Raw genomic sequence first — 23,456 nt, 5'->3', positions numbered from 1 at the left:
ATCATTTCCCATTAGGTTGCACGCAAGCCATCAGCACCACTCCGTGCCCCCTGGACAGTGGAGCTCGAAGAAGGCTCCGCCAGCTTGTCCTTGACCCACAGATCTGTCGTCACCAGGATGACCATCAGGTAAAAGGGCAGATCCCAGTACGCCAGGCTGAGAAACGCACCACCTACTGCGAAACCAATGAGACTAACCTTGAACATGGCTCCCAGCTGCCCCACCCACTCAAAGTCAGGCCGGATCCTGGAAGCTGCCATCAGTCGTCCTCCAATGCGGTAGGTCTGGAACCAGAAAAGAAGATAAAGCAGCAGGCCAATGTAGCCATGCTGGCCAAGGATCTGGAAATAAATGCTGTGGGCTACGATCACGAAGTTGGGATCGGGTGCATACATCTGGTAAATGAAGGATGTATCCGTCACGAACCCCGCGCCCGCAGGACGGCTGTTGGCAATGTTGAACGCCATGGTCCACGCATTGATGCGCCCCATGGCCGACTCATCCTGCTCATAGGTCTGGATCGTGTTCATGCGCTCGGTCCAGCCTTCCGGCATGAACAGCAACACCGCGGGCGCCATGATCAGGAGCACGATACCGATCGTGAGCTTGGATTTGCTGCGCCACCACAAGACAGCGGACATGGCACTGATGGCCAGGAAGGCGCCTCGTGACTGACTGCCGATGGCCGCCAGCGCGCACAGTCCGATCAGGACGAACAACAGGCGCTTTAGCCAGGTTTTGCCGAGTTTCTGCAGTGCGGGCAGTTTGAGGATCAGCTCGGACTGCTGGATCAGGTAATAAATGAGGGGAATGGTGATGATGAGCGCAACGGCCAGCTCGTTGTTACCTTCGATCGGACTGGCCGGCGGTCCCCAGACCCGCTGATTGCCGCCCGTGCTCAACGTGAATATGCCCCCCTTGGCACCGAAGTAACCGATGGAAATCACGAGCACGCCAATCAACCCGACAATCTGCTCCCGGGTGCGGACGACTGCGGCCGTGACGACGACCATCAGCATCACCTTCAGCACATCCACATAAACGCTCATGCTGTCCGCCGGATGGATCGCGAGGGCAGTTGTCAGCCCCATCCAGATCACCATCAGGATGAGGATCGTGATGGGCGCTCCCTTCGGCCAGCGCACTTCCCTGGCATGGGCAAACATCGAGACCCCGGTGATGGCCACCGCAGCCAGCGCAAAGGGCATGGAATACGCGAACCCCCAGCCGAGGCGGTGGGGGTTCATGACCCCGATCCACACCCACAGCAAGGCACCGTAATAGGGACTCTTGAGCGCCCGTATCGCTCCATACGAAAACAACAGCAATACAAGTAGGTCACGCACGTCTCACGCCCTGCCTCTCCCCTGGCTCCGATGGCAGCCGGTTTCAACCCTTCACCACACCGCCCGCAGTCACCCGGCTCACCACATAACGAAATTTGCCCGAGGCCTCTGCAGGCAGCATATCCACAAGCCTGACATCAATGACGACTTGCTCACCCAGCCTGCGCTTCAAACCTGCCTGAATCCGATCAACATCCTCCGCAAGGAAGGCCGGCCCGGGCACGACATATACCGTCGTCAAGCCCAGGCTCTCCTGAACGATCTTGAATGATGCGACGCCCGCAATATCCCGAAGAACATAAATCAATGCAAGGCCATGCATCACGGTGCCATCCGCAGCGATCAGGAAGTCGGTGCTGCGGCCCTGAATCTCACTCAGGACGGGCAAGCCCCGACCACAGGCACAGGCCTGACGGCCAAGCACGCCCACGTCGCCCGTTCGGTAGCGCACAAAGGGGTAATCCCGGGTTGCCATGTGGGTCACGACAATCTCACCCGCTTCGCCTGCCGGCAGTACCCGTCCCTCACTGTCGATGATCTCCACCACGATGTCTTCTGCAGTGACATGCATGGAGCCCGAGGGGCATTGATGAGCGATGAAACCGGCATCCCGCCCGCCATAGCCATTGGCCACCGGGCATGCAAACAGACGACTGATCAGCTCACGCTGATGATCGTACAGCCGCTCCGAGGTGACAAAAACCACCTTGACCCCGAGATTGTCCAGGCGGATACCCTTGCGCTCCGCGTACCCAGCGATGTGGGAGATCGCTGATGGGTAACCGAAAAGCATTGCGGGACGCATCCGGATGATGGTGTCGATGAACCCCTCCACCTTGAGATCGGACATCTCGAAGGCAGGCAGCAGACGGGTCCGCATCAGGGTGTCGCGAATCAGACGAACCCGGTCCTGGGTACCCAGCTCAATGGGAGATCCCCAGATCACCACCTCCCGGTCACCGATATCCACATCCCACCAGCGGGTCGCACGCCATTTGGCGGCCACGTCATGGGTCACCCGCTCGGTACCGATGAAAAAAATCAGCGGCTCTCCGCTGGACCCCCCGGTATTGAAGCGGGACAATCCCACCGCATTGTCCGCCCGCAACGAGTCGCTATGGGCCTTGATCAGCGCCTTGGTCAGGAAAGGCAGTTTCTGCAAGTCGGCAATCGAAGTGAGCGATGCCGGATTGAAGCCGCGATCCTGGAAAACCTGCCGGTAATACGGTGAATGACGGCTCACATCCATGAGGAAGGCTTTCAGGCGCTCAGCCTGAAAGTCCTCAATGCGCTCCCTTGACCACCACTGGGAGGCCTCCATCTCCCGCCGGACCCGAACGGTTGCATGCTTCTTCAAGCGCTCCTGCAAGGGAAAAAGCACGCGGGAGACAAATCGGCCATATAGATCGGACATGATGCTCCTATACCTGAACGCCTTGAACAATCGGTCTGGATCTGCCCAGGCCTGCCTCTGAATAGGCATGCGCCCAATGCTCCCTGACCACGCTCCAACTGTAGGACTTGACCTCCCTGAGCCCGGACTCACGCAGCCGCCCTGCCAGCGCCGGATCAGAGAGGATCCTCAGCGCCGCTCCGGCCATGCTGGCCGGATCATCCCGGGGGACCAGCAAGGCACTCTCTCCATGGCGCACCAGATAGGGAATCCCTCCCACATCCGTACTGACAACCGGCACCCCGCTGGCCAGTGCCTCAAGGATGGAAATCGGCATGTTGTCCACACGGCTGGGGTTAAGCATCAGGTCGGCACTCCGAATCAGGCTGGCCATCGCTTCCCGGTCAAGCCGGCCCGTGAAACAGACCTGCGCTCCCAACCCCAGGGCCTCCACCCGATCCCGCAGCACCTTCTCCTGGGGGCCACTCCCCGCGAGAGAAAGGCGTGCCCCCGGCCAGCGCTGCAGAATGTGGACAAAGGCCTGGAGAGCCGTATCGATTCCGTAGATCGCTTCCAGATTGCGAGCCACCACCAGATGCGGCTCCGCGACACGCCCTGGGGCCGCGGGATGAAAGCGCGCCAGATCCACCACGTTGGACACCACCTGACTGCGAATCCCGAACCGGGAAAAAACATCCTCGAGAAACCCCGACGGGACTGCCAGCAAGGATGCCCTGGCCAGGGTCCGCCGAAAGGAGGCCAGATGCTCCCGGAGAAAGGACTCTGCCTCTCCCCCGTGATAGTTAACAACCACCGGAACCCCCCTCAGGGAACCGATCCAGATCGCGGGTGCGGCAAAAAGATGCCAGGACCACCCGGAATTGGCCATGACATGGAAGACATCGGCACGCCCGGCCGCCTGCCACAGGGCGTTCAGGTAAGGCAGCAACCGGGCCAGAGCCCTCACGCCCTGGAGCTTGCCCATCCAGGCGGGGCGATAGGGAGCATTGACCTGAACCACCTCGACGCAAGCGCCTTCTGCAGAGAGCAACTCATGCAATTGACGGGTCTGGTTCGCCATGCCCCCCGCGGGGGGGGGCAGCGGACCGATCAGCGCAATCCGCAAGCCGGTCAGCTTCATGCTGTCTTGCCTGGCACCAGGCGATCATAGACACGCTTGTAGTTGGCCACGCTATTCTTCCAGTTCCTGACCTCTTCAACGAAATGGCGGCCCGCCTGGCGCATGGCCGGCCAGCGCTCCCGGTGATCCAGCATGTCGGTGACTGCGGCAGCCAGGGCCTGAGCACTCCCAGCCTGGAACAGACGTCCGGTCTCCCCGTCCTTGATCAGCTCCCGATGCCCCCCGACGTCGGACGCCACGAAAAGATGTCCCTGGGCCATGGCTTCCAGCGGCTTGAGGGGCGTCACCAGTTCGGTCAGCCGCATGGAGTGACGCGGGTAAGCCAGAAGGTCAATGAGGTCGTAGTAACGGCTGACCTCGGCGTGGGGCACCCGTCCGGTAAACACCACCTTGCCGGCAATGCCCAACGCCTGGGCTTGAGCTTTCAAGCGTGCATCCTGGGGCCCCCCACCCACCAGCAGAACCCGCAACTCGGGACGTGCCAACGCTACGGCAGCAAAGGCCTCCAGCAGCAGGTCCAGACCTTCGTATGCATAGAAGGAACCCACAAAGCCAAGCACGACACAGTGCTCCAGCCCCAGGCGCTGCCGAAGCTGAGCTGTCTGGGCATCTGGTGCGGACATCTGGAAATTGTCGATATCCACCGCATTCGGAATCACGGTGACCTTCGCCTCCGCGATGCCCCGCCCGACAATATCCTTGCGCAGGCCCTCACAGATGGTGAACACATGGTCCACCCGCTTGATCGCCCAGGTTTCAAGGGCGCGGGTTACCCGGTAACGGAGGCTGCCTTCCGAAGTGGTTCCGTGGTCGACAGCTGCATCCTCCCAGAAAGCCCGGATCTCATACACCACCGGGATGCCGAGGCGCTGCCCCACCCGGAGGGCCGGAATGGCATTGAGCACCGGCGAGTGGGCATGCAGGACATCAGGCCGGAGCTCCCGAACCAGCGCGTCGAGACGGGACTCCGTCGCCTGCATGAGGCGCCACTCATTGATTCCCGGTGGCCCCGCCGATGGAACGGTGGAGCGATAGAAACGCAGGCCATCCACCTCCTCCACGGCGGCCGACGTGCTTCCTTGCTTCGGCGAAGTCAGATGAAAAGTGTCCCACCCCAAGGCACGCTGCTCCCTCAGGATCGCGGCCGTGCGGAACGTGTAGCCGCTGTGCAGCGGAATCGAATGGTCAAGTACGTGTAGGATTCGCATGAACGACGGAGTATCAGGCGGGCAAGGGAGAAAGGCCGCGTGTATGACGCAGGAAGGCATCGAACATCATCACGGACCACAGGGAAGCGCTGTAGTCCCGGGCACCCGCCTGATGAGCATCCATCAGGTGTTTGAGATAACCCTGATTGAAGATACCGGTCTCTGCCAGGGTGTCCCCCAGCACCACTTCCCGCAAACGGTCCTTGAGAGGGCCGCGAAACCAGCGGGACAAAGGCACGGCAAACCCCATTTTCGGGCGATACAGAACCTCCTGTGGCAAGAAGGGCTCCATGGATTTCTTGAACAGATACTTGCCCTCCTGTCCCTTGATCTTGAAGGCAGAGGGGAGTGTCGCCAGCCATTCCACCAGCGGGTGATCCATCAGGGGATCACGCACCTCCAGGGAATGGGCCATGCTGGCCCGATCCACCTTGGTATTGATGTCTCCCACCAGGTAGGTCTTGAGGTCCAGATACTGGATCAGGGCCAGGGGATCATCGGTGGCCGCACTGGCAGCGTGCCGCCGGAACACCTCGATGGCGTTGTACCCCCCGAGCTCCCGGCGAAAGGAGTTCGAGAACAACTGGCGACGCATGTCGTCCCGCAGGATCGAAACGGAATGGAAGTAGGCTTGCACGCCATCCCGGGCCATGGACTGGAAGGTTGACTTGGCCCGGAACACCCGGGGCGCCCAATCCGCTTTGGGGTACGCCCGCCCCAGCAATCCGAACAGGGGCCTGCGAAGTCCCAGGGGCAATGCGGAGCGCATGCGCTCCTCCATCAGATGAGTGCGATAACGGCGATACCCGCCAAAGCTCTCGTCACCCCCGTCGCCCGAAAGGGCGACGGTCACATGCTTCCTGGCCAGCTGGCAGACCCGGTAGGTTGGAATTGCAGAACTGTCGGCATAGGGTTCGTCATAAAGCGCTGCCAGAGTATCGAGGAGGTCAAAATCGTCGGATCTGACGGTTTCGACGAAATGGCGGGTTTGATAACGATCCGCCACTTGCTGGGCAAACTCCGACTCGTTGAAAGCTGGATCATCAAAGGCGATGGAACAGGTATTTACCGGCGTCTTCGACAGACCAGCCATGGTGGCTACCACCGCACTGGAGTCCACACCACCGGAGAGGAATGCGCCCAAAGGGACATCGGCGATCATCCTCAAACGGACGGACTCCCGCAGTCTTTCGGTCAGTTCAGCCGCAGCGTCGCTGAAGCGGACAGGGTTATCCAGCGTAAAGCGCACATCCCAGTAAGCTCGGGGTTCAGGGACCCCTTGACCGCGGCGGATACATAGGCTGAAGCCGGGCTCCAGCTTGCGCGCACCCTGAAAAATGCAGCGGGGCTCGGCCACGTAGCCGAGGCTGAAGTACTCCTCCACAGCCAGGGGATCCATACGCCGATCCAGCCCCGGATGCTGCATCAGCACCTTGAGCTCGGAGCCAAACACCAGCGTCCCGTCGCCGAGAAGCGCGTAGAAAAGGGGCTTGACCCCAAGACGGTCGCGGGCAAGGAAAAAGGTCTGGCGGTTTCTGTCCCACAGGCCAAAGGCGAACATGCCGCGGAAGCGTTGGACGCAGGCTTCGCCCCACGACTCCCAGGCATGAACGATCACCTCCGTATCGCTGCGGGTACGAAATACGTGCCCCAGTGCCTCAAGCTCCGGTACCAGCTCCTGGAAGTTGTAGATCTCACCGTTGAAGACCACGGCGACCGAACCATCCTCGTTGAAGAGGGGTTGCTGACCGGAGGACAAGTCAATGATGGAGAGACGACGATGCCCGAGCGCCACCCCGGGCTCCTGGTAGATATCGCCCTCATCAGGTCCCCGGTGAAACTGTATGTCATTCATCCGCCGGATCAGGGCAGGATCAAATGCACGCAGACCGCGGGTATCGAAGAGACCGGAAATTCCGCACATGTCGATGTAGCTCCTTGGTCAGGCTGGGGACAGGCTGGCAGATCGCTCAGGCTGCATGGGTGAGCGTATCCTCGTAACAGTTGATGTAGGCACTGACCATGGCATCGAGGCTGAACAGGTCGACCACCCGCGCTCGCCCCTTTCGCCCCATGGATTCCAGCATTTCCCGATCCCTGAAGAGCAGCAGAAGAGCCTGTGCCATGGCGCCCGGATCAGCAGATGGGACAAGCAGCCCCGTCTCCCCGGCCACCACGAGTTCCCCATTGCCCCCCACATCGGTGGCGATCACGGGCAGCCCCGATGCCATGGCTTCAAGCAAGGTGTTGGAAATCCCCTCTCCCAAGGAAGGAAGAACGAACACGTCAAGCCCTGCATTGATCTCGGGTATGTCCGAACGCTCCCCAGCCAGCCAGACCAGATCTGCCAGTTCAAGGCGGCCGACGAGTCCCTCGAGTTCGTCCCGGAGCGGTCCCCCACCCACGATAACGAGGCGGGCTGTAGCACGGGCATCCGGGCATCGCTGCAGGAATTCGGCGAAGGCCCTGATCAGTGTTGCGTGATCCTTGACCTTCTGGAGGCGGCCCACCGCACCGAACACCAGCAGGCCACCAGAATTGAAAGGCGATCCCGCCACCGGCTGACGCTCCGTCACCGGCGCAAAACGGCGGGCGTCCACCCCATTGCAGATCCGCCGGATTCGGGACGCTTTGATCCGCACCTTGTCGAGCAGGTAATTTTCGATCCGTCGGGACAAGGCCACATATCCAGACACGAAGGGAGCATAAAGCCGTCGCAGGACCTGGTATCTGGCTACCCGTCCATCAGGATCGAAACTGTCCCAGCCGTGCTCCCCGTGAATGCGGACGGGCACTCGGGCCAACCATGCCGGCACCACCGCCTCCAGGGCTGCGAGATTCCGCGTGTGGACTACCGCCGGCCGATACTGACGAAACAGGCGATACAGTTCGGGATAGAGCCTGAAGCCGTGGCCGTCTCCCTTGTGGAGTGACAGGAAAACCACTTCCCGGTTACGGATGCGGGCGCAGAAGGATGGCACGCACTCGGTCAGGGCCACGATCACGTGACGATAGCGCTCTGCCGGCATGTGATTGATCAGGTTGACGATCCCGTTCTCCAGTCCGCCCACATCGAAGCGGAAGACCACATGCATGATCAGGAGCCGAGAGTCGTTCATGGAGTCACGATACTGAAGAGTTGCCCCCGCACCAATGCGGGCTAGACGGTCGGATGAAGCAGGCGTTCCAGCAATCCAAGGTGCGCGCCCCAGCTGTAACTGGCGAGAACCCGCCCACGGGCAGCCGCACCCATGTTGCGGCGCAATACTACATCATCCAGGAGGGTCAGGATACGCGAAACGAATTCTTCGTCACCATGGGCAATCTCACACTCAGTGCCAGAAACTGCTGCCAGCCCTGTTGCTGGGGCAGAAGAAACCACCACCGGACGAGCCATGGCCATCGCCTCAAGGACCTTGTTCTGGATTCCTCTGGCAATCCTCAAGGGAGCAACAACCACATCCGCATGCGCCAGGTAAGGCCTTACATCGGGCACGGTACCGGTCACCACCACGCCCTCCCCCGCCAGCGCCTGCACAGCCGGGGCTGGATTCATGCCGACAATCCAGAAGCGGACACCCGGATATCGCAGCTTGATCTTCGGGAGCAGATCACTGACAAACCAGCACACGGCATCCACGTTGGGCCAGTAATCCATCGCGCCAGTGAACAAAAGTACCGGCCCACCCGCAGGATAGGGCGTATCGAAGGCGTGCTCGGGGGAGAAGAAATCTGCATCCACCCCGTTCTGCATGACCGCCACCCGCTCCTGCACCTCAGGTGCGGCCCCTCTGAACAGGGATGCCTCGGCTTCGGTTACAAACAGGCTCGCATCACTGAGCGCCGCGGCGGTCCGTTCGAACTCGAGCAGGTACGTACCCTCCCGACGATACAGCCAGGACATGGGCCAGCGGCAATCCCCAGCATACTGGGACCACTTGGCCGAATCCATGTCGCAAAAATCAACGATCCGGCGCTGCAGCGCCGGATGATCAAGATATTGGGCCATGGGCCCCGAGAAGGCGACGGCCTGACGGATGCCATGGCGGGAAATCACGGTATTCACCCAGCTTCGCAGCCCTCCATTCCGGTAATAAGGCAGGCTCAATGCCTCTCCCGTCAGGATTCCGCGCAAACTGCCCACTCGGCCCAGGCGAGGTGACAGGGGTATTGCATGGACCTCCTCACACCATTCAGCCAGACGCGCCACATGCTGGAGATCCTCCGGTTGGTCCACAAAGGTACCCAGGAAGATCCGGTGGCGGCGCGCGAGCTGACGCAGGATATTGAAGGAGCGCACCTTGTCACCCTTGTTGGGCGGGAAGGGAATCCGGTGAACGAGGTACAGCAGCGGCGTACGGTCAGTCACTCCCCGTCACCCCAGGTTGCGGACGATATGGGGGCCCAGCGTATTGGCCACCCTGATGGGCAAACGGCGCCAGAGAGCGATGAACGCCCGGTACTTGGGATTCATCGGATTGTTCTGAGGAATGCCCTCTCGCTTGAAAAGGCGATATTCATAAGAAAGAGGTGTGGGCTCGAAACCCCAGTTCTTCTTGAAACTGAAGGGACCCGTGCCAAGCTTGCTGCGTCCATAATCGAAGAGACGACAGCCTCGGGCAGTGGCATGGCGCATCAACTCCCAGTATTTGAAATCGTTGGCCGCCAGATCCCGGGCGGCAAGATCGTCCCCCGCGTAATACGGAAGGATTTCATCCCTGAAGTAGAAGCTCAGCACCGATGACAGCAGTTTGCCGTCGGCGGTGGTGACCGTCATGATCTCGCAGTCCCGCCCGAACACACGCAAGAGGGTTTCGAAATACCGCTTCGACAGGGCTGGCGTACCGTGACGAAGTACGTTGTCGGAATAAAGGCTGAAAAAACGATCGGCGGTCGTGTCAATGGCACTGACCAGGCCATTCTTGATGCCTTTTCGGACCATGGCCCGTTGCTTGCGGGGAATCGCCGCCATGTTCGATTCATCGTTATCGAAGAGCGGCTTGCGGAAGGTGAAATACAGATCCTGCCGGGGCCATTCCAGGTGACGAACTACCAGATTGCGGTATTCCAGATGTTCGGCGCCGACCTGGCGGGCACAGGCCTCTGCAGCCTCCTCCAGCGCGGCCACCCCCTCCGGATCGGAGCCTGCTACACCGCCATAGGCCGCAAAAGGCAATGAGCTCAAAGAGTGGCCAAAAAGACGACTTTTCACCTCGACGAGCGGCAAAACAGCAACGATCTCACCTGCACGCTCCGCCAACAGATAGTGGGTACGATGACGGAAGACTTCCTCCATGATCCCCCGCCATTCGATTCGATGAAAAAAGCTGGCATCCGGACAGGAAAGAACGAACTGATTCCAGCGAGCAGCATCGGCCGGTCCGCAAGGGCGAACATCAATGGGGAACATGATCGAAAACCTCAGGCAGTGGCGCGGGCGAGCGGGAGAAAGACTTCGTCCATCCGACCCCAGGCAAAATCCTGCAACAGACGGTCCAGACGGGCTTCGGTCCGCTCCAGGTTTACATAATGGCGGAAACGGGTCTTGGCGGACGCCTCCCGTACCACCGGCTGAGAAGGGTCGATTTCCCAGGGATGAAAATAAAAAATGGCCGGTTTCCGCTCTTCCCGATTGACCTTGCGTATGCCCCAGGAGGACAGACGATAAGGCAGAAGCCGGAAATACCCCCCTCCTCCGACCGGCCAGTTCCGTCCAAACCGGCGGACGGTCGTGATCGGAATCTCCACCAGCGAGCCCACCAGATAAGGAAAGCGGGGAGCGTCGGGCACACCGTAGTGGTCGTGCTTGACTGGATAGACGCTGGAGCTGTAGACGTAACCGGCATCCTCAATACAGGCGTGCGCCCAGGGATTGCTCAGGCCAACCGAAAAACTCGGTGCCCGATATCCCTTGACCAGACAACCGCTGATGTCTTCCAGGACCAGTTTGGCCAGACGGATGTCGGCTAGAAACTTGTCGGGAGACTGGTCGCTGGCCCGCTCGTGGGCATAACCGTGACTGGCAAGCTCATGCCCCTCGGCAGTGATCCGCCGGACAAGCTCCGGATAACGATCGGCAACCCAGCCGAGCGTGAAGAAAGTGGCTTTGGCTCCACGCTGATTGAGCATTTCCAGGATGCGCTCCACATTCCTTTCCACGCGGCATGGGGTCGTGTCCCAGACATCCTTTGGAAAGTGCGGCGCCAGGGCAGAAACCTGAAAATAGTCTTCCACATCGATGGTCAGGGCATTCACGACATGGCCTTCGCCACTCTTCATCGCGCTCATTCCTTCCCAAGCCTTTCTTCCTCATTGCTGGCAGGTTTTCCAGTCGCCGCCGTCAACACTTGATTCAGGACATTCAGGGTCGCAGAAAGGGTACGCTCCAGCAGCGCAAGACGCTCCTCGAATCGCGCGGCATCATAACCCGGCCCCAAACCTTGCAACGTGCGAACCGTCTCCGGGTTTGCCAGCAGCTGCTCCAGCCCCACTGGCTGCAGCGAGCCGCCGCTACCGGTCGCCGCAGCCTGAAGTGGGCTCGGCACGACCTGCTCATCCTGCATTTCCGTAGTGACCTGTTCCACCAGTCCAGCGCTGATGTTCCGCTGATCCGAAAGAAACGCACCCAGCATCAGGCGGTCACACAGTGCATTGATTCGTCGTGGAATTCCCTGACTGAACGCATAAATTGCCTTATTGGCCTCGGCCTCGAAGGCCGGACTGCCCTTCCAGCCGACGCAACTCAGTCGGTGCTCGATGTAGGCCTGTGTTTCAGTCAGATCCAGAGGTCCCAGGTGATAGGAGGCAATCACCCGCTGCCGGAGTTGCAGCATTTCGGGACTCTGCATGATGTTGCGAAATTCCGGCTGCCCCACCAGGAAACTCTGCAGCAACGCATGATCCTCCAGCTGGAAGTTCGACAACATGCGCAGCTCCTCGACCGCCCTGGGAGACAGGTTCTGAGCCTCATCGACCACCAGCAGTGCCCGTTTTCCCTTGGCGGTAGTGCTGACCAGAAAAGCCTCGATTGCCAGGAGCAGATCACTCTTGGTCATCTGCTTGCACGGAATGCCAAAAGCGGCGGCTACCATCCTGAGGATGTCATCCGCGTCGATCTGCGTGCTTACCAGATTGGCGGCAACAATTCTTGTCGAATCCAGCTTTTCGAGGAGACTGCGGACGAGGAGGGTCTTGCCAGCCCCGACCTCACCAGTAATGACGATGAATCCTTCATTCTGGTGAAGGCCATACTCCAGGTACGCCATCGCCCTCCGATGCCCACGGCTACCATAAAAGAAAGTCGGGTCAGGATTGAGCTGAAAGGGCTTGCCCCGCAGACCGAAATAGGCTTCGTACATATATCCTCAGAACCGCAGGCCAATCGTGCCAATGATGGCATTCTCGGTGTAATCATTCGCCAGGGTTTGCCCGCGCACGTTGCGCAGGGTGATCGCACCGTTCACTGTCTTGCTCAGGGCACGGCTCAGGCCCGCCTGGAGGGACCGGGACCGGGAGGAATTTCTGGCAGATGCATTTCTGTCCCCCTCGCTGCGCGAGACCGTGAACGTCGCGTTGGCCGAGCTCAGCGGAGTCAGACTGTGATTCAAGAGAATCGAGCCGGAGGTTGTCGTGATCTTGTTGTAGTTCTCGAAATCACTACCGATGGAAAATTCCTGACTGCTCACGGAATTACGCTCGGAGCGGGTCCCGGTCAGAAATAGACTCGTACGGCTACCCTGATAACCCGAGGTCAGGTTGAGACTTCGGGACAGGAACACGCTGCTTGTCAAAACAGTCTGGTTGACGCCAATCTGCTCTGGCAACTGACGATCCCGCATGTACTGGCGCACATAGAGGTCGCGCTCCTGAGGGTTGGGAATCAATCCTGACGTCATCTGCATCAGCATGTCGTAGGTGCCCATTGCCGCCTGATTCAGGGCGCTCTGTCCCATGGAAGAAATGTTTCTGGAGAAATTTCCACTGAATACGAAGCGTCCCTGCTGCTGACTCAGGCTGAGGTCAAACGCCGGTCCGAAAAAGCGTTCTTCCCAGAGCGCTTTGACTTTTGTTCTGGGCCCCGGAGACCAATCCATGCCAACACCGTAAAGCGTGGCGTCCTTCGTACGCGAGGAGTTGTAGTTGTTGCGCTCCTTGCCACCGATCAGGCGGAACTGCAACTCCGCGTCATAACGCAACGTGAGATTAGCCCGCAAGGACTGCAGTTCAAGGCTTCGGGAACGGCTGTTTTCGGTCGTCTGATCGCGGTAATCCACACCCCAGCCAAGCCGCCCGAAAGCTGCAGGGTCCGAGGCCGACAGGGAAAGATTACGCTGCTTGTTCTCGATGTCCGAGCTCCCTCCAAGGCCACCGTCCGTACGACTGTCGATCAGTGCGTAACGGGCTTCAGCGGTGCCTGCGGAACCAAACCGTCGGGTCAGATAAGGCGTGACTGAAAACGTCTTGGTGGAGGCAAGGTTGTTCAGGCCAGTGACACCATCTGCTGAACGGGGCCCAAACTCTGAAAGGATCTGCCGCGACGAAAGGGCTGCCAGATCCACATAGGCCAGCCCTTCAACAGCCGTGACCCTGCCCTTGCCGTTGAGGGTCAAGAAACTGCTGTTCCTGCCTTCGTCGGACGAATAGCGGGAAATGTTCCAGGCAGCCTGCAGGGAACCATTGATTCGTCCTTCCCGGGATACCGTACTCACGGAAGGAGACAAGGTAGTGATCAGCGAAGAAACCTTGTCCTCATTGAGCCGGACGTTATCGGTAAATGTTTCCGACACCCCCAGATAAGGGGTAAAAAACGGTTTGCCTTCCTGTGCCTGCACCGACTGCATGACGGCCAATGCTGAAAGAACGGCAAGAGAAACGCTGCGTCTTGCTAGTCCGATTGCCCGCACGCTTACGTTCCCTCCTTGGGGGCATGGCCGTATCCATAACCATACCCATAACCGTAGCCATAACCATACCCGTAGGCACCACTCCCGGAGCGCTCTGCCTTGTTAAGGAGCATGAGGCGAACCGGACACGACTCGATGGTCGAGAGGGCCTGCCGGACCGCACTCTGGGTCGTTTTGTTGGCCTCCACGACCATCACGATCTGTCCCATGTGGGTTGCAAGCACCCGGGATTCCGTCGTGACGAGGAGTGGGGGGGAATCGAACACAATGATCCGGTCGGAGTATCGTTCAGCCAGTTCAGCCAGCAATGAATTCATCGCATCACTGGCAAGAAGCTCTGTCGCCCGCGGATGCGCCGAACCCGCCGGAAGCAGGCTGAGCTTCTCGATGTTGGTACGCAGGAGGACATCGCCCAACTCCACACTGCTGTCCGTCAGGACGTCCATCAAGCCCTTCCGGGGGGGCAGTCCGAGCACATTCAAAACGGATGGACGGGACACATCTGCATCAATCAGCAGAACAGTATGATCCAGCTCCATCGCTATGCTGATGGCCAGATTGATCGAGCTGAAGCTCTTCCCTTCCCCAGGCAGGGAGCTGGTCACCATGATCAGGTTGGAATTGGCGATCGCCGCCGCCCCCTTGCCCTGGGCGTTACGAAGCAGGGGACGCTTGATGATCCGGTACTCGTCACCAATCAGGGAACGGGGAGCGTTGGGGGTCACGATTCCGATCGAATTGAGCCGATCGATATCGATCTCCACATAGCGCTCGGGATTCGGCTGCGTCTGGACAGGCTGTTGCACAGGCTTGGCTCCTGCATCCAGATCCGCCGTGGCTGCAGCCGTGATTTTTGGGGGGGAGCTGCCGGGATCGGCAGCCGGAACCGAGGCCTGCTCTGGCGGAGACTCCGCTTCAGGGGTGCGGAGGGCCGATACTTTCTGCAGTTGCTCCAGCCGCTCGACCGCTTTTTCAATAATGCTCATGGTTCGCCCTCACGCTAGCCTGGCCAGAGTCAGCCAAACCGTTAATGCCGCAAACAAGCTTACAAATGCGCCCAGGCACGCAAGGAAAACAATCCGGGCCCGCCGCAGGGTCCTCTCCCGGGCCGGATCCGCGGTCACACTGACCGATCCCAGCACCGCCAGACCGGTAACATCCCGCAAAACCTGGGGATCCGAGAAGACGGGTCTGATCTGGCTGATCAGGAAGGCCAGCGCAGCGCCAATCAACAGAGCCCCCAAGCCAGCCAGGGGCATCAGCAACGGCCTGTTGGGCGCGGAAGGTTTGCTGGGCACCGCAGGGGGGTCGATGAGCCGGAAATCGGCAATACCGGAGGTTGCCCCCATCTCGACGGCCATAACAGCCGACTCACGACGGGACACCAACGCCTCGTAGTTGCGCTTGTTGATGTCGTAGTCCCGATTGAGCTGGGTGAATTCCGCCTCGATCTGGGGCAGCATGCGCGAGGATGCCATCAGGGACTGGACTCGGCTCTCATATTCAACAACGCGGGCCTTGATCGACGCAACATTCGCCTCCGCATCGGCAAGAGACAGCTTCAACTGCTGAAAAACGGGATTCGACACCAGCGATGGCGCAGTTTGTACTGCACCGGAACTGGAAGCGGCCTTGCGGCGGGCATTGATCTCCTGAAGCTTCTGGGCTTCCAGGGTCTCGATCATCTTCCGTGCCCCCACCACATCCGGGTGTTGGTCGGTGTAGCGCTGCAGCAAGCCATCCAGGGATTTCTTCAGCGTGTCGATACGACCGTCGAGATCCGGGACCGATACGGTCGCCAGTGCAGAGCTCGAAGGATTGTCAGGAAGGAACACAGGCTCCTCGCCAACCAGTTGCCGCTTGAGAGCATCCCTGGAATTCTCCGCTTCGCTCAAGGCAAGCCGCGCCTGTTCAAGCTGCTCCTTCGCCGCCGTCATTTTTCCAAAATAATCCTGTCCGCCTCCCACCGTCGCCAGATTGCGCAGTTTGTACTCCTTCAGGCGGTTTTCAGCCTCTTCGAGCTTCTGCTCGTAGCTCTTGATCTGATCTTCAATGAACTTGCGTGCCGAATCGGAATCCTTCCGCTTGTCCCCCAATCCCGACTCCACAAACATGGAAACGAGAGACTGCACCACCCGCTTGGCCCGTTCCGGGTTGGTGTCCGTATAGGCCAGCGTGTAAAGATTGTCCCGACCCGCCACCCGGATCTCGAGTGCCTTGGACACCCTCTGAATGAGGGCCTCACGCTCTTCCTTGCTCTGGGCAGTGATGTCGAGATCTGCCATACGGATCAGCTTTTCCACGTTTGGCCGACTGATCAGGGTCCGGCTGAGCATGTTGATCTGTTGGTCCACGTTGGGCTGCACCGCCAAGCCGGACATCAGCGGCCTGAGTATGGACTGCGTATCCACATACACCCGGGCTGATGACTCATACCGATCGGGGAGGAGATAGATGGTAACGGCAGCAATCGGTCCCACGATCCAGGCAACAAGAAGCCCCCACCAGCGGTAGAGCCACATGCCGCGCAGCAGCACCGACAGCTGTCTTAAGATTTCTTCCATTAGGCTATTCCAAGCATGACAGAGTCACCGGAAAACAAGCTCCGGGGACAAGGAGAGTGAAGCTGACAGGCGTTCAGAACCAGCCCTGCGGGACAATCAGCACATCGCCAGGCCGGATTTCCACGTTGGCAGAAACGTCACCCCGCTTGACCAGATCCTTGAGACGAACCGTGTATTGCTTGTTGCCCTCCGAAGTGCGGAGGAGGACCGCGGAGTTTCCATCGGCATAGTCGGTGATACCACCCACGGCAATCATCACGTCCAGCAGGGACATGTCCTTCTTGTACTGGAGCACCTGGGGCCGGGCCGCCTCACCCACCACCTTGACCTGCAAGGAAGATGTGCCGACGAAACCCGTCACGATCACGGTGACTACCGGATCTCGGATGTACTTGCCAAGAGCCTTCTCGATTTCCCGGGCCAAGGTCGACGAATCCCTGCCCGCCGCCGGCAGGTCTTCAACCAGAGGCGTCGTGATCTTGCCATCGGGGCGAACAGGCACTGACATCGAGAGCTCGGGATTGCGCCAGACAACGATATTGATGCTGTCACCCGGCCCGATGACATAGCTGTACTCCGGATTGCCTGCCGATTCGGGTGCCGGAGGAAACTTGGTTGCGCAGCCCGCCAGGCCTGCCAAGGCACACGCCGTCAAACCCATAGTCAATAAGCGCTTCATGTGGTGTTTTCCCTGATTTAGACTTTTGGCAAGGCCTTGATGATAACAAGTGAATATTAAGACAGCCAGCGGAGGGCTCTGGAGAAAAACATCACGCCGCACGACCGAACGTAGCCAGAAGCCCCTTCACTTCCCCAAGGCATCCTCTAGAAGGACCACCGGGCTTCCGTATAAATGCGGTCCCTGTCGTCGTAGCGACCAAAAAGACCAACCTGCTCGCCTCCAAAAACATCAACGCCAAAGGTCAGCCGCCAGCTACGGCTGGCCGTCCAGGTCACTTTGGGCCGGAACATGTAGTCGGTGCGCTGCAGCATGGATACCAGCAGAGCCTCTGCCTCCCAGCCTTTCGTCAGCCGGGTGGCCAGCAGCAGACTCACGCCGCCTTCGGTCTTTTCAAGCCCGGTGCCCCGATCAAGATCGTGAGTCCGCCGGGCAAAGTACTGGATGTTGACACGGCCATCATTGAAGGTGGGAACATCGATCCCCACCACATAGTCAGTCTGCTCCTGTGGAGCAAGCCCCTGAGGCGCCCAGAGGTTGCTCACCTTGCGCCCGTTGGTACGGACCACTTCCCCTTTGAGGACAAAGTCACCAAAATCCTTGGTCAGGGTTCCGCCAAGCTGGTTGATGCGCTCATGGCGCGCCTGCAGGGCACCGGCCTCGAGATAAAAAGCGGGCGAGACATCCATGCTCCGGTAGTAAAAGCCTGACATATCCCAACCGCCAATCATGCGGGACAGACGCCCACCCCAGTTGGTGTTGCCCAGACTGTTATCCGGCTTCGCCTCTCCAAGTACAGTTACGCCCGCAGGTGGCCTGACCGGGTAAAACTCCGCACCGGGTTTCCCGATGCGGTCATAGCTTGGTACTGGAATCCAGAGCAGTTCCGCATGGGTTTCACCAAAATAGGTTTCTGCCCGTGCCGCCCATTGGGGAATCCGCAACTGGTCAAAACTGGGCAGGTAAAAGCTGCGAAGATCCCGGGCGGACACCACGTCGGCAAAGAACAGACCAACCATCTCCCCCCAGACCACATGCTGCCGCCCCAGCCGGAAATCTACGTCTCCTGCCGAGAAATCCAGGTAGGTTTCCCGTAGATCGAACTGGTACTGCTGATCGCGTCTGACCGCGTCCGGATAGAAGCCATTGTCTATAGCGAACACCCCATCCACATCGCCGCGCCCCGACACCTTCCACTTGAATCCCGAGCCTCCCCCGGTGGCCGAAACCTCGGCCCGGGCTCGCGCCATCGACCAGTGCTCAGGCTGAACATAGGTGCGTGCCATGTCGAACTGGAGATACCCCCCCGTTCTGACGCCCCCTGTCTCCAACTCCAGATCAGGCAGATCCTCTTCTGCCCAGGCGGAGGGAAGACCCATGCATAAGGCCAGGGAGAAAACCGTACACGCAGGGGAAAAGCGCAAGCCAGGCAATGTTTTCACAAAAAACTCCTCGGTCAGACACTCAGATCTCAGGATCGTCTTCCGGCTTGCGGCGATCCTGGACAAAAATCCAGTTACCATCGCGCTTCATGCCAAGTGCGGTGATCTGACCGTCCTCCATGCGAACCAGCCGATCCGCCCGGTTCATGACTCGCTTGTCATGAGTTGAGAACACAAAGGTCGTTCCGGCGTTCTGGTTGATGTCCCGCATCAGGTTAAGGATGCTCTCACCTGTACGACGATCAAGGTTGGCAGTGGGCTCGTCCGCCAGCACCACCCGCGAGTGGGTTACCAGCGCCCTCGCGATGGCTACCCGCTGACGCTGCCCCCCCGACAACTGGTTGGGGCGGTGACGGGCGTACCGGGACAGGCCCACCATGGCCAGATAATGAGCCACCCGTTCCCTGCGCTCGGCCCGGGACAGCTCCGGCAATTGCAGCAGAGGGTATTCCACGTTCTCTTCGGCAGAGAGGACCGGCAAGAGGTTGAACGTCTGAAAGATGAAACCGATGGTTCTGGCCCGAACCTCCGCCAGGGCATCCGGGGTCTGTCCGGATACATCCTTGCCGTCAATCTCCACACGCCCCTTGCTCGGCGTGTCGATGCAGCCCATGATGTTCAGCAACGTGGATTTACCGCTTCCGGAAGGTCCTGCAATCGCCATGAACACTCCAGGCTCAACTGTCAACGAAACGCCTTCCAGCGCGGTAACATTCTGTTCGCCGAGTCGGTATGTCTTGGAGACATCTTCTACACGAATGATTGGCATCGATGCTCTGGAGTATGTTGTTTGCGTCCAAAGGATAACACTATGAGCTTCAACTTTTATCTTTCCACCGTCCGCTCGCAAGCGGTCTGCATCTGTGTGACCCTTGCCGCAGTCCTCGCCCCCCCCTTAGCAATGGCCGACGATACCGAACTGGCCAGAGAAGTCGTTGCCAAGGCGGATGAGGTGCGTTTTCCCCGGGACGGGTTCCAAGTCGTCATCGATATCGACACGCTCAGCCCTGGCGAAGAACTGGACAAGCGGAAATACCGGGTCCTTTCCAAGGGCAATGAAAACACCATCGTCCAGACCATCGAGCCTGCCGTCGACCGCGGCCAGGCGATGCTCATGCGGGGGCGGGATCTGTGGATCTTCATGCCGAACATTTCGCAACCCGTGCGCCTGTCCCTCTCCCAGCGCCTGACCGGACAGGTCTCCAATGGTGACCTGGCGCGGGCCAACTTTGCCGGTGACTATGAACCGAAGCTCCTGCGAAGCGAGACCATCAACGGAGAGAAAATGTACGTCTTGGAGCTCAATGCGGTGGACCGGGGTGTCACCTACGCCAAGGTAATCTACTGGGTGCGCCAGGCCAACAACTGGCCTCACCGGGCAGAGTTCTATTCCCTGTCCAACCGGCTCCTGAAGGTCTGTCGTTACGAGAACTTCCAGAGCCTGGGAGGGCGTATCCGACCCACGCAGCTGATCATGGAGGATGCCCTCAAAAAGGGGGACGTCTCCACTCTGCGTTACTCCCAGATGACCCCAAAAGATCTGCCTGAACGGGTTTTCACGAAACAGTACATGGACAAGCTCAATCGGGTGGATTGATGAGTCGTGCAGCCCTGGACGCATCGCGTCCGGGGCTGTAATGGAAATGATTCAAGCCCGCTGCCGCCGGGACTCAAACAAGCACAGGCCGCTGGCCACAGAGACATTGAGGCTTTCAACGGTACCGTGCATCGGAATGCGGGCGAGTTCGTCGCAGGTCTCTCTGGTCAGTCGGCGCAAACCGTCCCCCTCGGCCCCCAGGACCCAGGCGATCGGTCCCTTCTGATCAACCGTGTAAATGGTTTTTTCCGCCTCGCCCGCAGCACCCAGGATCCATACCCCCGCTTCCTGCATTTCACGCAGGGCACGGGCAAGGTTGGTGACGGTAATGTAAGGAACCGTATCGGCTGCGCCACTGGCAACCTTCACTGCCGTGGCATTGAGGCCAACAGCCTTATCCTTCGGTGCGATGACGGCGTGAGCACCTGCCGCATCGGCAACCCGTAGACACGCTCCCAGGTTATGGGGGTCCTGAATACCGTCGAGGACCAGAAACAAGGCCGGTTCGGTGAGGCCATCCAGCACATCAACCAGCTTGAGCTCCTTGCGGCGACCGTCCACCCGGGCAACAACGCCCTGATGACGTCGGGTGCCGACCATCTTGTCAAGACGCTCGCCCTCGGAAGGGATGACACGGGCTCCCAACTGCTCCGCGTGACGGAGCAAATCCCTGGCCCGGGCATCGCTGCGCTGAGCGTCAACATAGATTTCGAAGAGGGCCTCCGGATCATGGCGGAGCTTGGCCAGGACAGCGTGAAAGCCGTAAATCAGGCGGGAACTGGCAGGGGTGTTATCAGACACGGGACTTGACTTTCTTCTTGGTTGCGGCGGTCGCGCTCTTGCGCGGCTTCGGTGTCGTGGGTGACTTGGTGGCGTTTCGTGCCTTGACGACCTTAGTCTCCGGGAGTTCAGCCACCCCGTCCGCCTTGCGGCTACGTTGGCGAGCTTCCTTCACCGGCAGTACCGAGGCTGACACGCCAGCCTCCCTGTCCCGCGCAGTCTTGCCGATTCGTTCGGTGCTGCGCTCAGGGCCACGGAGCAGACGGAAGTCGATCTTGCTGGCTTCCATGTTGACCCGAACCAGCTGAACCCGGACCCGATCTGAAAGGCGATAACGCTCGCCGGTACGCTCCCCCACCAGACTGTGGTGCGCATCGTCGTAGTGAAAATAATCGCTACCCAGCTCTGAAATGTGAACGAGCCCTTCCACGAACACGTCATCCAAGGCCACGAAGAGGCCGAAAGGTACCACTGCCGATACACTGCCGTCGAATTCCTCGCCGATGCGATCCTGCATGTAATAGCACTTCAGCCAGTTCTCCACATCACGATCGGCCTCATCAGCACGCCTTTCGGTCATTGAGCAGTGCATCCCGATAGCCTCCCAGGCGCCTTCTTCCTGGGCCGGGACGTACTGCTGGTGGGTCAGCACAGCCTTGATCGCCCGATGAACCAGAAGGTCAGGGTAACGCCGGATAGGGGAGGTGAAGTGGGTATAGGCCTCGTAAGCAAGACCGAAATGGCCCGCATTGTCAGGGCTGTAGACAGCCTGGCGAAGGGAACGAAGCATGACGGTCTGCAGCAGCTGCAAATCAGGCCGGTCTTTGATCCGCTCCAGCAGCTTCGCATAGTCGGCAGCCCGAGGCGCCTCCCCTCCCGTCAGCTGCAAGCCGAACTCCCCGAGAAACTCCCTCAATTTGGCAAGCTTTTCCGGTGTGGGTCCTTCATGCACCCGGTAGAGCGCCGGGTGCTCATGGACCTGGAGGAAGTCAGATGCACACACATTGGCGGCCAGCATGCATTCCTCGATAAGCCGATGGGCATCATTACGGCTTTCCGGAACGATCTGTGCAATCTTTCCGTTATCGTCGAAGATCATCCGGGTTTCCCGGGTCTCGAAATCAATGGCTCCCCGCTTGGCACGTGCCTTGAGCAACACCCGGAACAGCTTGTCCAGATCGCGCAGATACGGCAGCAACTCACCGACGCTCTCAATCGCCGCCGGATTTTCCTCGTAAAGGGCCTGGGCCACCTGATCATAGGTGAGCCGCGCCTTGGAGAGCATCACTGCAGGATAAAAGCGGTACTGCTTGATCGTACCGGTCATGGAGATGGCCATGTCGCACACCATGCACAGTCGTTCGACCTGCGGATTGAGGGAGCACAGGCCATTGGAGAGCTTTTCCGGCAGCATGGGAATCACCCGTCGCGGAAAATACACGGAATTCCCCCGCTCGTAAGCCTCCCCGTCCAGGGCGGAACCAACCGCAACATAGTGGGACACGTCCGCGATAGCCACCACCAGACGAAAGCCCCTGCCCTGTCGTTCGCAAAAGACGGCATCATCAAAATCCCTGGCTGTCTCTCCATCAATGGTGACCAGGGGAAGCGCGGTCAGGTCTTCCCGACCTTTCCAGTCCATCTTCCGGACCTTCTCTGGCAGCTTGCGGGTCTGGGCCCTGGCTTCCGATGAAAACTCAAACGGAAGCTCGTGCTTGCGCAGGGCAATCTCGATTTCCATGCCCGGATCAGCATAATTGCCCAACACCTCGACAATGCGGCCGATGGGCTGAGCATAGCGGGTGGGCTGCTCAATCAACTCGACCATGACCACCTGCCCCGCCACAGCTTTTTTCTTGGCACCCGGCTGGAGCAGGATTTCCTGGCAGATCCGGCGATTCTCTGGCACAACCAGGGTGACGCCATTCTCCACCAGCACCCGGCCAACAACTCGCGTATTGGCCCGCTCCAGCACTTCCACCAATTTGCCTTCAGGGCGACCTCTCCGGTCCAGACCGGCGATCCGGACAATCACCCTGTCCCCATGAAGCAGCTCACGCATTTCATTGGGACCGAGAAAGATATCCGGCCCCTCCTCATCGCTCACCACAAAACCGTAGCCATCCGGATGCCCCTGTACCCTGCCACGGATGAGATCTGCCTTGGCAGGCAGGAGATACGCCCCACGACGGTTGCGTACCACCTGACCATCGCGCACCATCGCGATCATCCGGCGTTCAAAAAACTCCATCTCGACAGGAAGGATATCCAGGGCTTCAGACAGCTCATCGAAGGAAAGGGGCACCCCCTGGTCTGCAAGCATCTGGATGACAAATTCCCGGCTTGGCAAGGGAAACTCATAGTTGAGGCTTTCGCGCTCAAAAAAGGGATCGCTGCGGCGCA

General features: G+C 59.5%; 19 protein-coding genes. 1 reads left to right on the top strand and 18 read right to left on the bottom strand.

Annotated features, from left to right (window positions below):
- Window positions 1-11: 11 nt before the first annotated feature.
- From PHD22_RS02665 to PHD22_RS02590, 16 genes are all read right to left on the bottom strand, one after another.
- Window positions 12-1,346: a putative O-glycosylation ligase, exosortase A system-associated gene (locus PHD22_RS02665; protein WP_299861902.1), complete on the bottom strand. Its 1,335-nt coding sequence runs from the start codon at window positions 1,344-1,346 to the stop codon at window positions 12-14.
- A gap of 43 nt (window positions 1,347-1,389) precedes the next feature.
- Entirely contained in the window at window positions 1,390-2,760 is a 1,371-nt protein-coding gene (locus PHD22_RS02660; protein WP_299861900.1) for a phenylacetate--CoA ligase family protein, read from the bottom strand.
- 7 nt (window positions 2,761-2,767) lie between these two features.
- Window positions 2,768-3,880: a glycosyltransferase family 4 protein gene (locus PHD22_RS02655; RefSeq protein ID WP_299861897.1), complete on the bottom strand. Its 1,113-nt coding sequence runs from the start codon at window positions 3,878-3,880 to the stop codon at window positions 2,768-2,770.
- Window positions 3,877-5,088 carry a TIGR04063 family PEP-CTERM/XrtA system glycosyltransferase gene (locus PHD22_RS02650; RefSeq protein ID WP_299861894.1) on the bottom strand — a complete coding sequence of 404 codons (1,212 nt, stop codon included), beginning with the start codon at window positions 5,086-5,088 and terminating at the stop codon, window positions 3,877-3,879. The genes PHD22_RS02655 and PHD22_RS02650 overlap by 4 nt, the downstream gene beginning before the upstream one ends.
- Before the next feature lie 13 nt (window positions 5,089-5,101).
- On the bottom strand, window positions 5,102-7,012 hold the full coding sequence (locus PHD22_RS02645; protein ID WP_299861891.1) for an XrtA/PEP-CTERM system amidotransferase: 1,911 nt from the start codon (window positions 7,010-7,012) through the stop codon (window positions 5,102-5,104).
- A gap of 46 nt (window positions 7,013-7,058) precedes the next feature.
- Window positions 7,059-8,207 (bottom strand): TIGR03088 family PEP-CTERM/XrtA system glycosyltransferase, encoded by a 1,149-nt coding sequence (locus PHD22_RS02640; RefSeq protein ID WP_299861888.1) that lies wholly within the window; start codon window positions 8,205-8,207, stop codon window positions 7,059-7,061.
- Between the two features lie 41 nt (window positions 8,208-8,248).
- Complete coding sequence (locus PHD22_RS02635) at window positions 8,249-9,457, bottom strand: TIGR03087 family PEP-CTERM/XrtA system glycosyltransferase (protein WP_299861885.1); 1,209 nt, start codon at window positions 9,455-9,457, stop codon at window positions 8,249-8,251.
- A gap of 6 nt (window positions 9,458-9,463) precedes the next feature.
- Window positions 9,464-10,498, bottom strand: coding sequence for a FemAB family XrtA/PEP-CTERM system-associated protein (locus PHD22_RS02630; protein WP_299861882.1), 1,035 nt, complete (start codon window positions 10,496-10,498; stop codon window positions 9,464-9,466).
- Window positions 10,499-10,509: 11 nt separating this feature from the next.
- Complete coding sequence (locus PHD22_RS02625; protein ID WP_299861995.1) at window positions 10,510-11,367, bottom strand: XrtA system polysaccharide deacetylase; 858 nt, start codon at window positions 11,365-11,367, stop codon at window positions 10,510-10,512.
- Window positions 11,368-11,372: 5 nt separating this feature from the next.
- Window positions 11,373-12,446 carry an XrtA/PEP-CTERM system-associated ATPase gene (locus tag PHD22_RS02620; RefSeq protein ID WP_299861879.1) on the bottom strand — a complete coding sequence of 358 codons (1,074 nt, stop codon included), beginning with the start codon at window positions 12,444-12,446 and terminating at the stop codon, window positions 11,373-11,375.
- Between the two features lie 6 nt (window positions 12,447-12,452).
- Complete coding sequence (locus PHD22_RS02615) at window positions 12,453-13,991, bottom strand: TIGR03016 family PEP-CTERM system-associated outer membrane protein (RefSeq protein ID WP_299861876.1); 1,539 nt, start codon at window positions 13,989-13,991, stop codon at window positions 12,453-12,455.
- Window positions 13,992-13,993: 2 nt separating this feature from the next.
- The gene (locus PHD22_RS02610; RefSeq protein WP_299861873.1) at window positions 13,994-14,977 is read right to left on the bottom strand and encodes an XrtA-associated tyrosine autokinase; all 984 of its coding nucleotides are present in this window, start codon (window positions 14,975-14,977) and stop codon (window positions 13,994-13,996) included.
- Between the two features lie 9 nt (window positions 14,978-14,986).
- Window positions 14,987-16,555, bottom strand: a complete 1,569-nt coding sequence (locus PHD22_RS02605; RefSeq protein WP_299861870.1) for an XrtA system polysaccharide chain length determinant — start codon at window positions 16,553-16,555, stop codon at window positions 14,987-14,989.
- Window positions 16,556-16,628: 73 nt separating this feature from the next.
- Window positions 16,629-17,234 carry an XrtA/PEP-CTERM system exopolysaccharide export protein gene (locus PHD22_RS02600; protein ID WP_299861867.1) on the bottom strand — a complete coding sequence of 202 codons (606 nt, stop codon included), beginning with the start codon at window positions 17,232-17,234 and terminating at the stop codon, window positions 16,629-16,631.
- Window positions 17,235-17,380: 146 nt separating this feature from the next.
- On the bottom strand, window positions 17,381-18,613 hold the full coding sequence (locus tag PHD22_RS02595; RefSeq protein WP_299861865.1) for a DUF1302 family protein: 1,233 nt from the start codon (window positions 18,611-18,613) through the stop codon (window positions 17,381-17,383).
- An 85-nt stretch (window positions 18,614-18,698) separates the two neighbouring features.
- A complete protein-coding gene (locus PHD22_RS02590) occupies window positions 18,699-19,445 on the bottom strand; it encodes an ABC transporter ATP-binding protein (RefSeq protein WP_299861862.1) in 747 nt (248 codons plus the stop codon).
- Between the two features lie 42 nt (window positions 19,446-19,487).
- Between PHD22_RS02590 and PHD22_RS02585 the strand changes: the two genes are divergently transcribed.
- Window positions 19,488-20,273, top strand: coding sequence for an outer membrane lipoprotein-sorting protein (locus PHD22_RS02585; protein ID WP_299861858.1), 786 nt, complete (start codon window positions 19,488-19,490; stop codon window positions 20,271-20,273).
- 51 nt (window positions 20,274-20,324) lie between these two features.
- Here the strand turns inward: PHD22_RS02585 and rlmB are convergent, their stop codons facing one another.
- Together rlmB and rnr are read right to left on the bottom strand one after the other, a co-directional pair.
- Window positions 20,325-21,074, bottom strand: coding sequence for a 23S rRNA (guanosine(2251)-2'-O)-methyltransferase RlmB (gene rlmB / locus PHD22_RS02580; RefSeq protein ID WP_299861855.1), 750 nt, complete (start codon window positions 21,072-21,074; stop codon window positions 20,325-20,327).
- Window positions 21,067-23,456 (bottom strand): ribonuclease R (gene rnr / locus PHD22_RS02575; protein ID WP_299861852.1); only part of this gene is annotated, 2,390 nt, incomplete at its 5' end. The genes rnr and rlmB, both read right to left, overlap by 8 nt.

This window comes from Zoogloea sp. (genome assembly GCF_028693495.1).
GTDB lineage: Bacteria > Pseudomonadota > Gammaproteobacteria > Burkholderiales > Rhodocyclaceae > Zoogloea.
The sequence above is the reverse complement of the archived record's forward strand: the minus strand, read 5'-3'. Positions and strand labels throughout refer to the sequence as shown.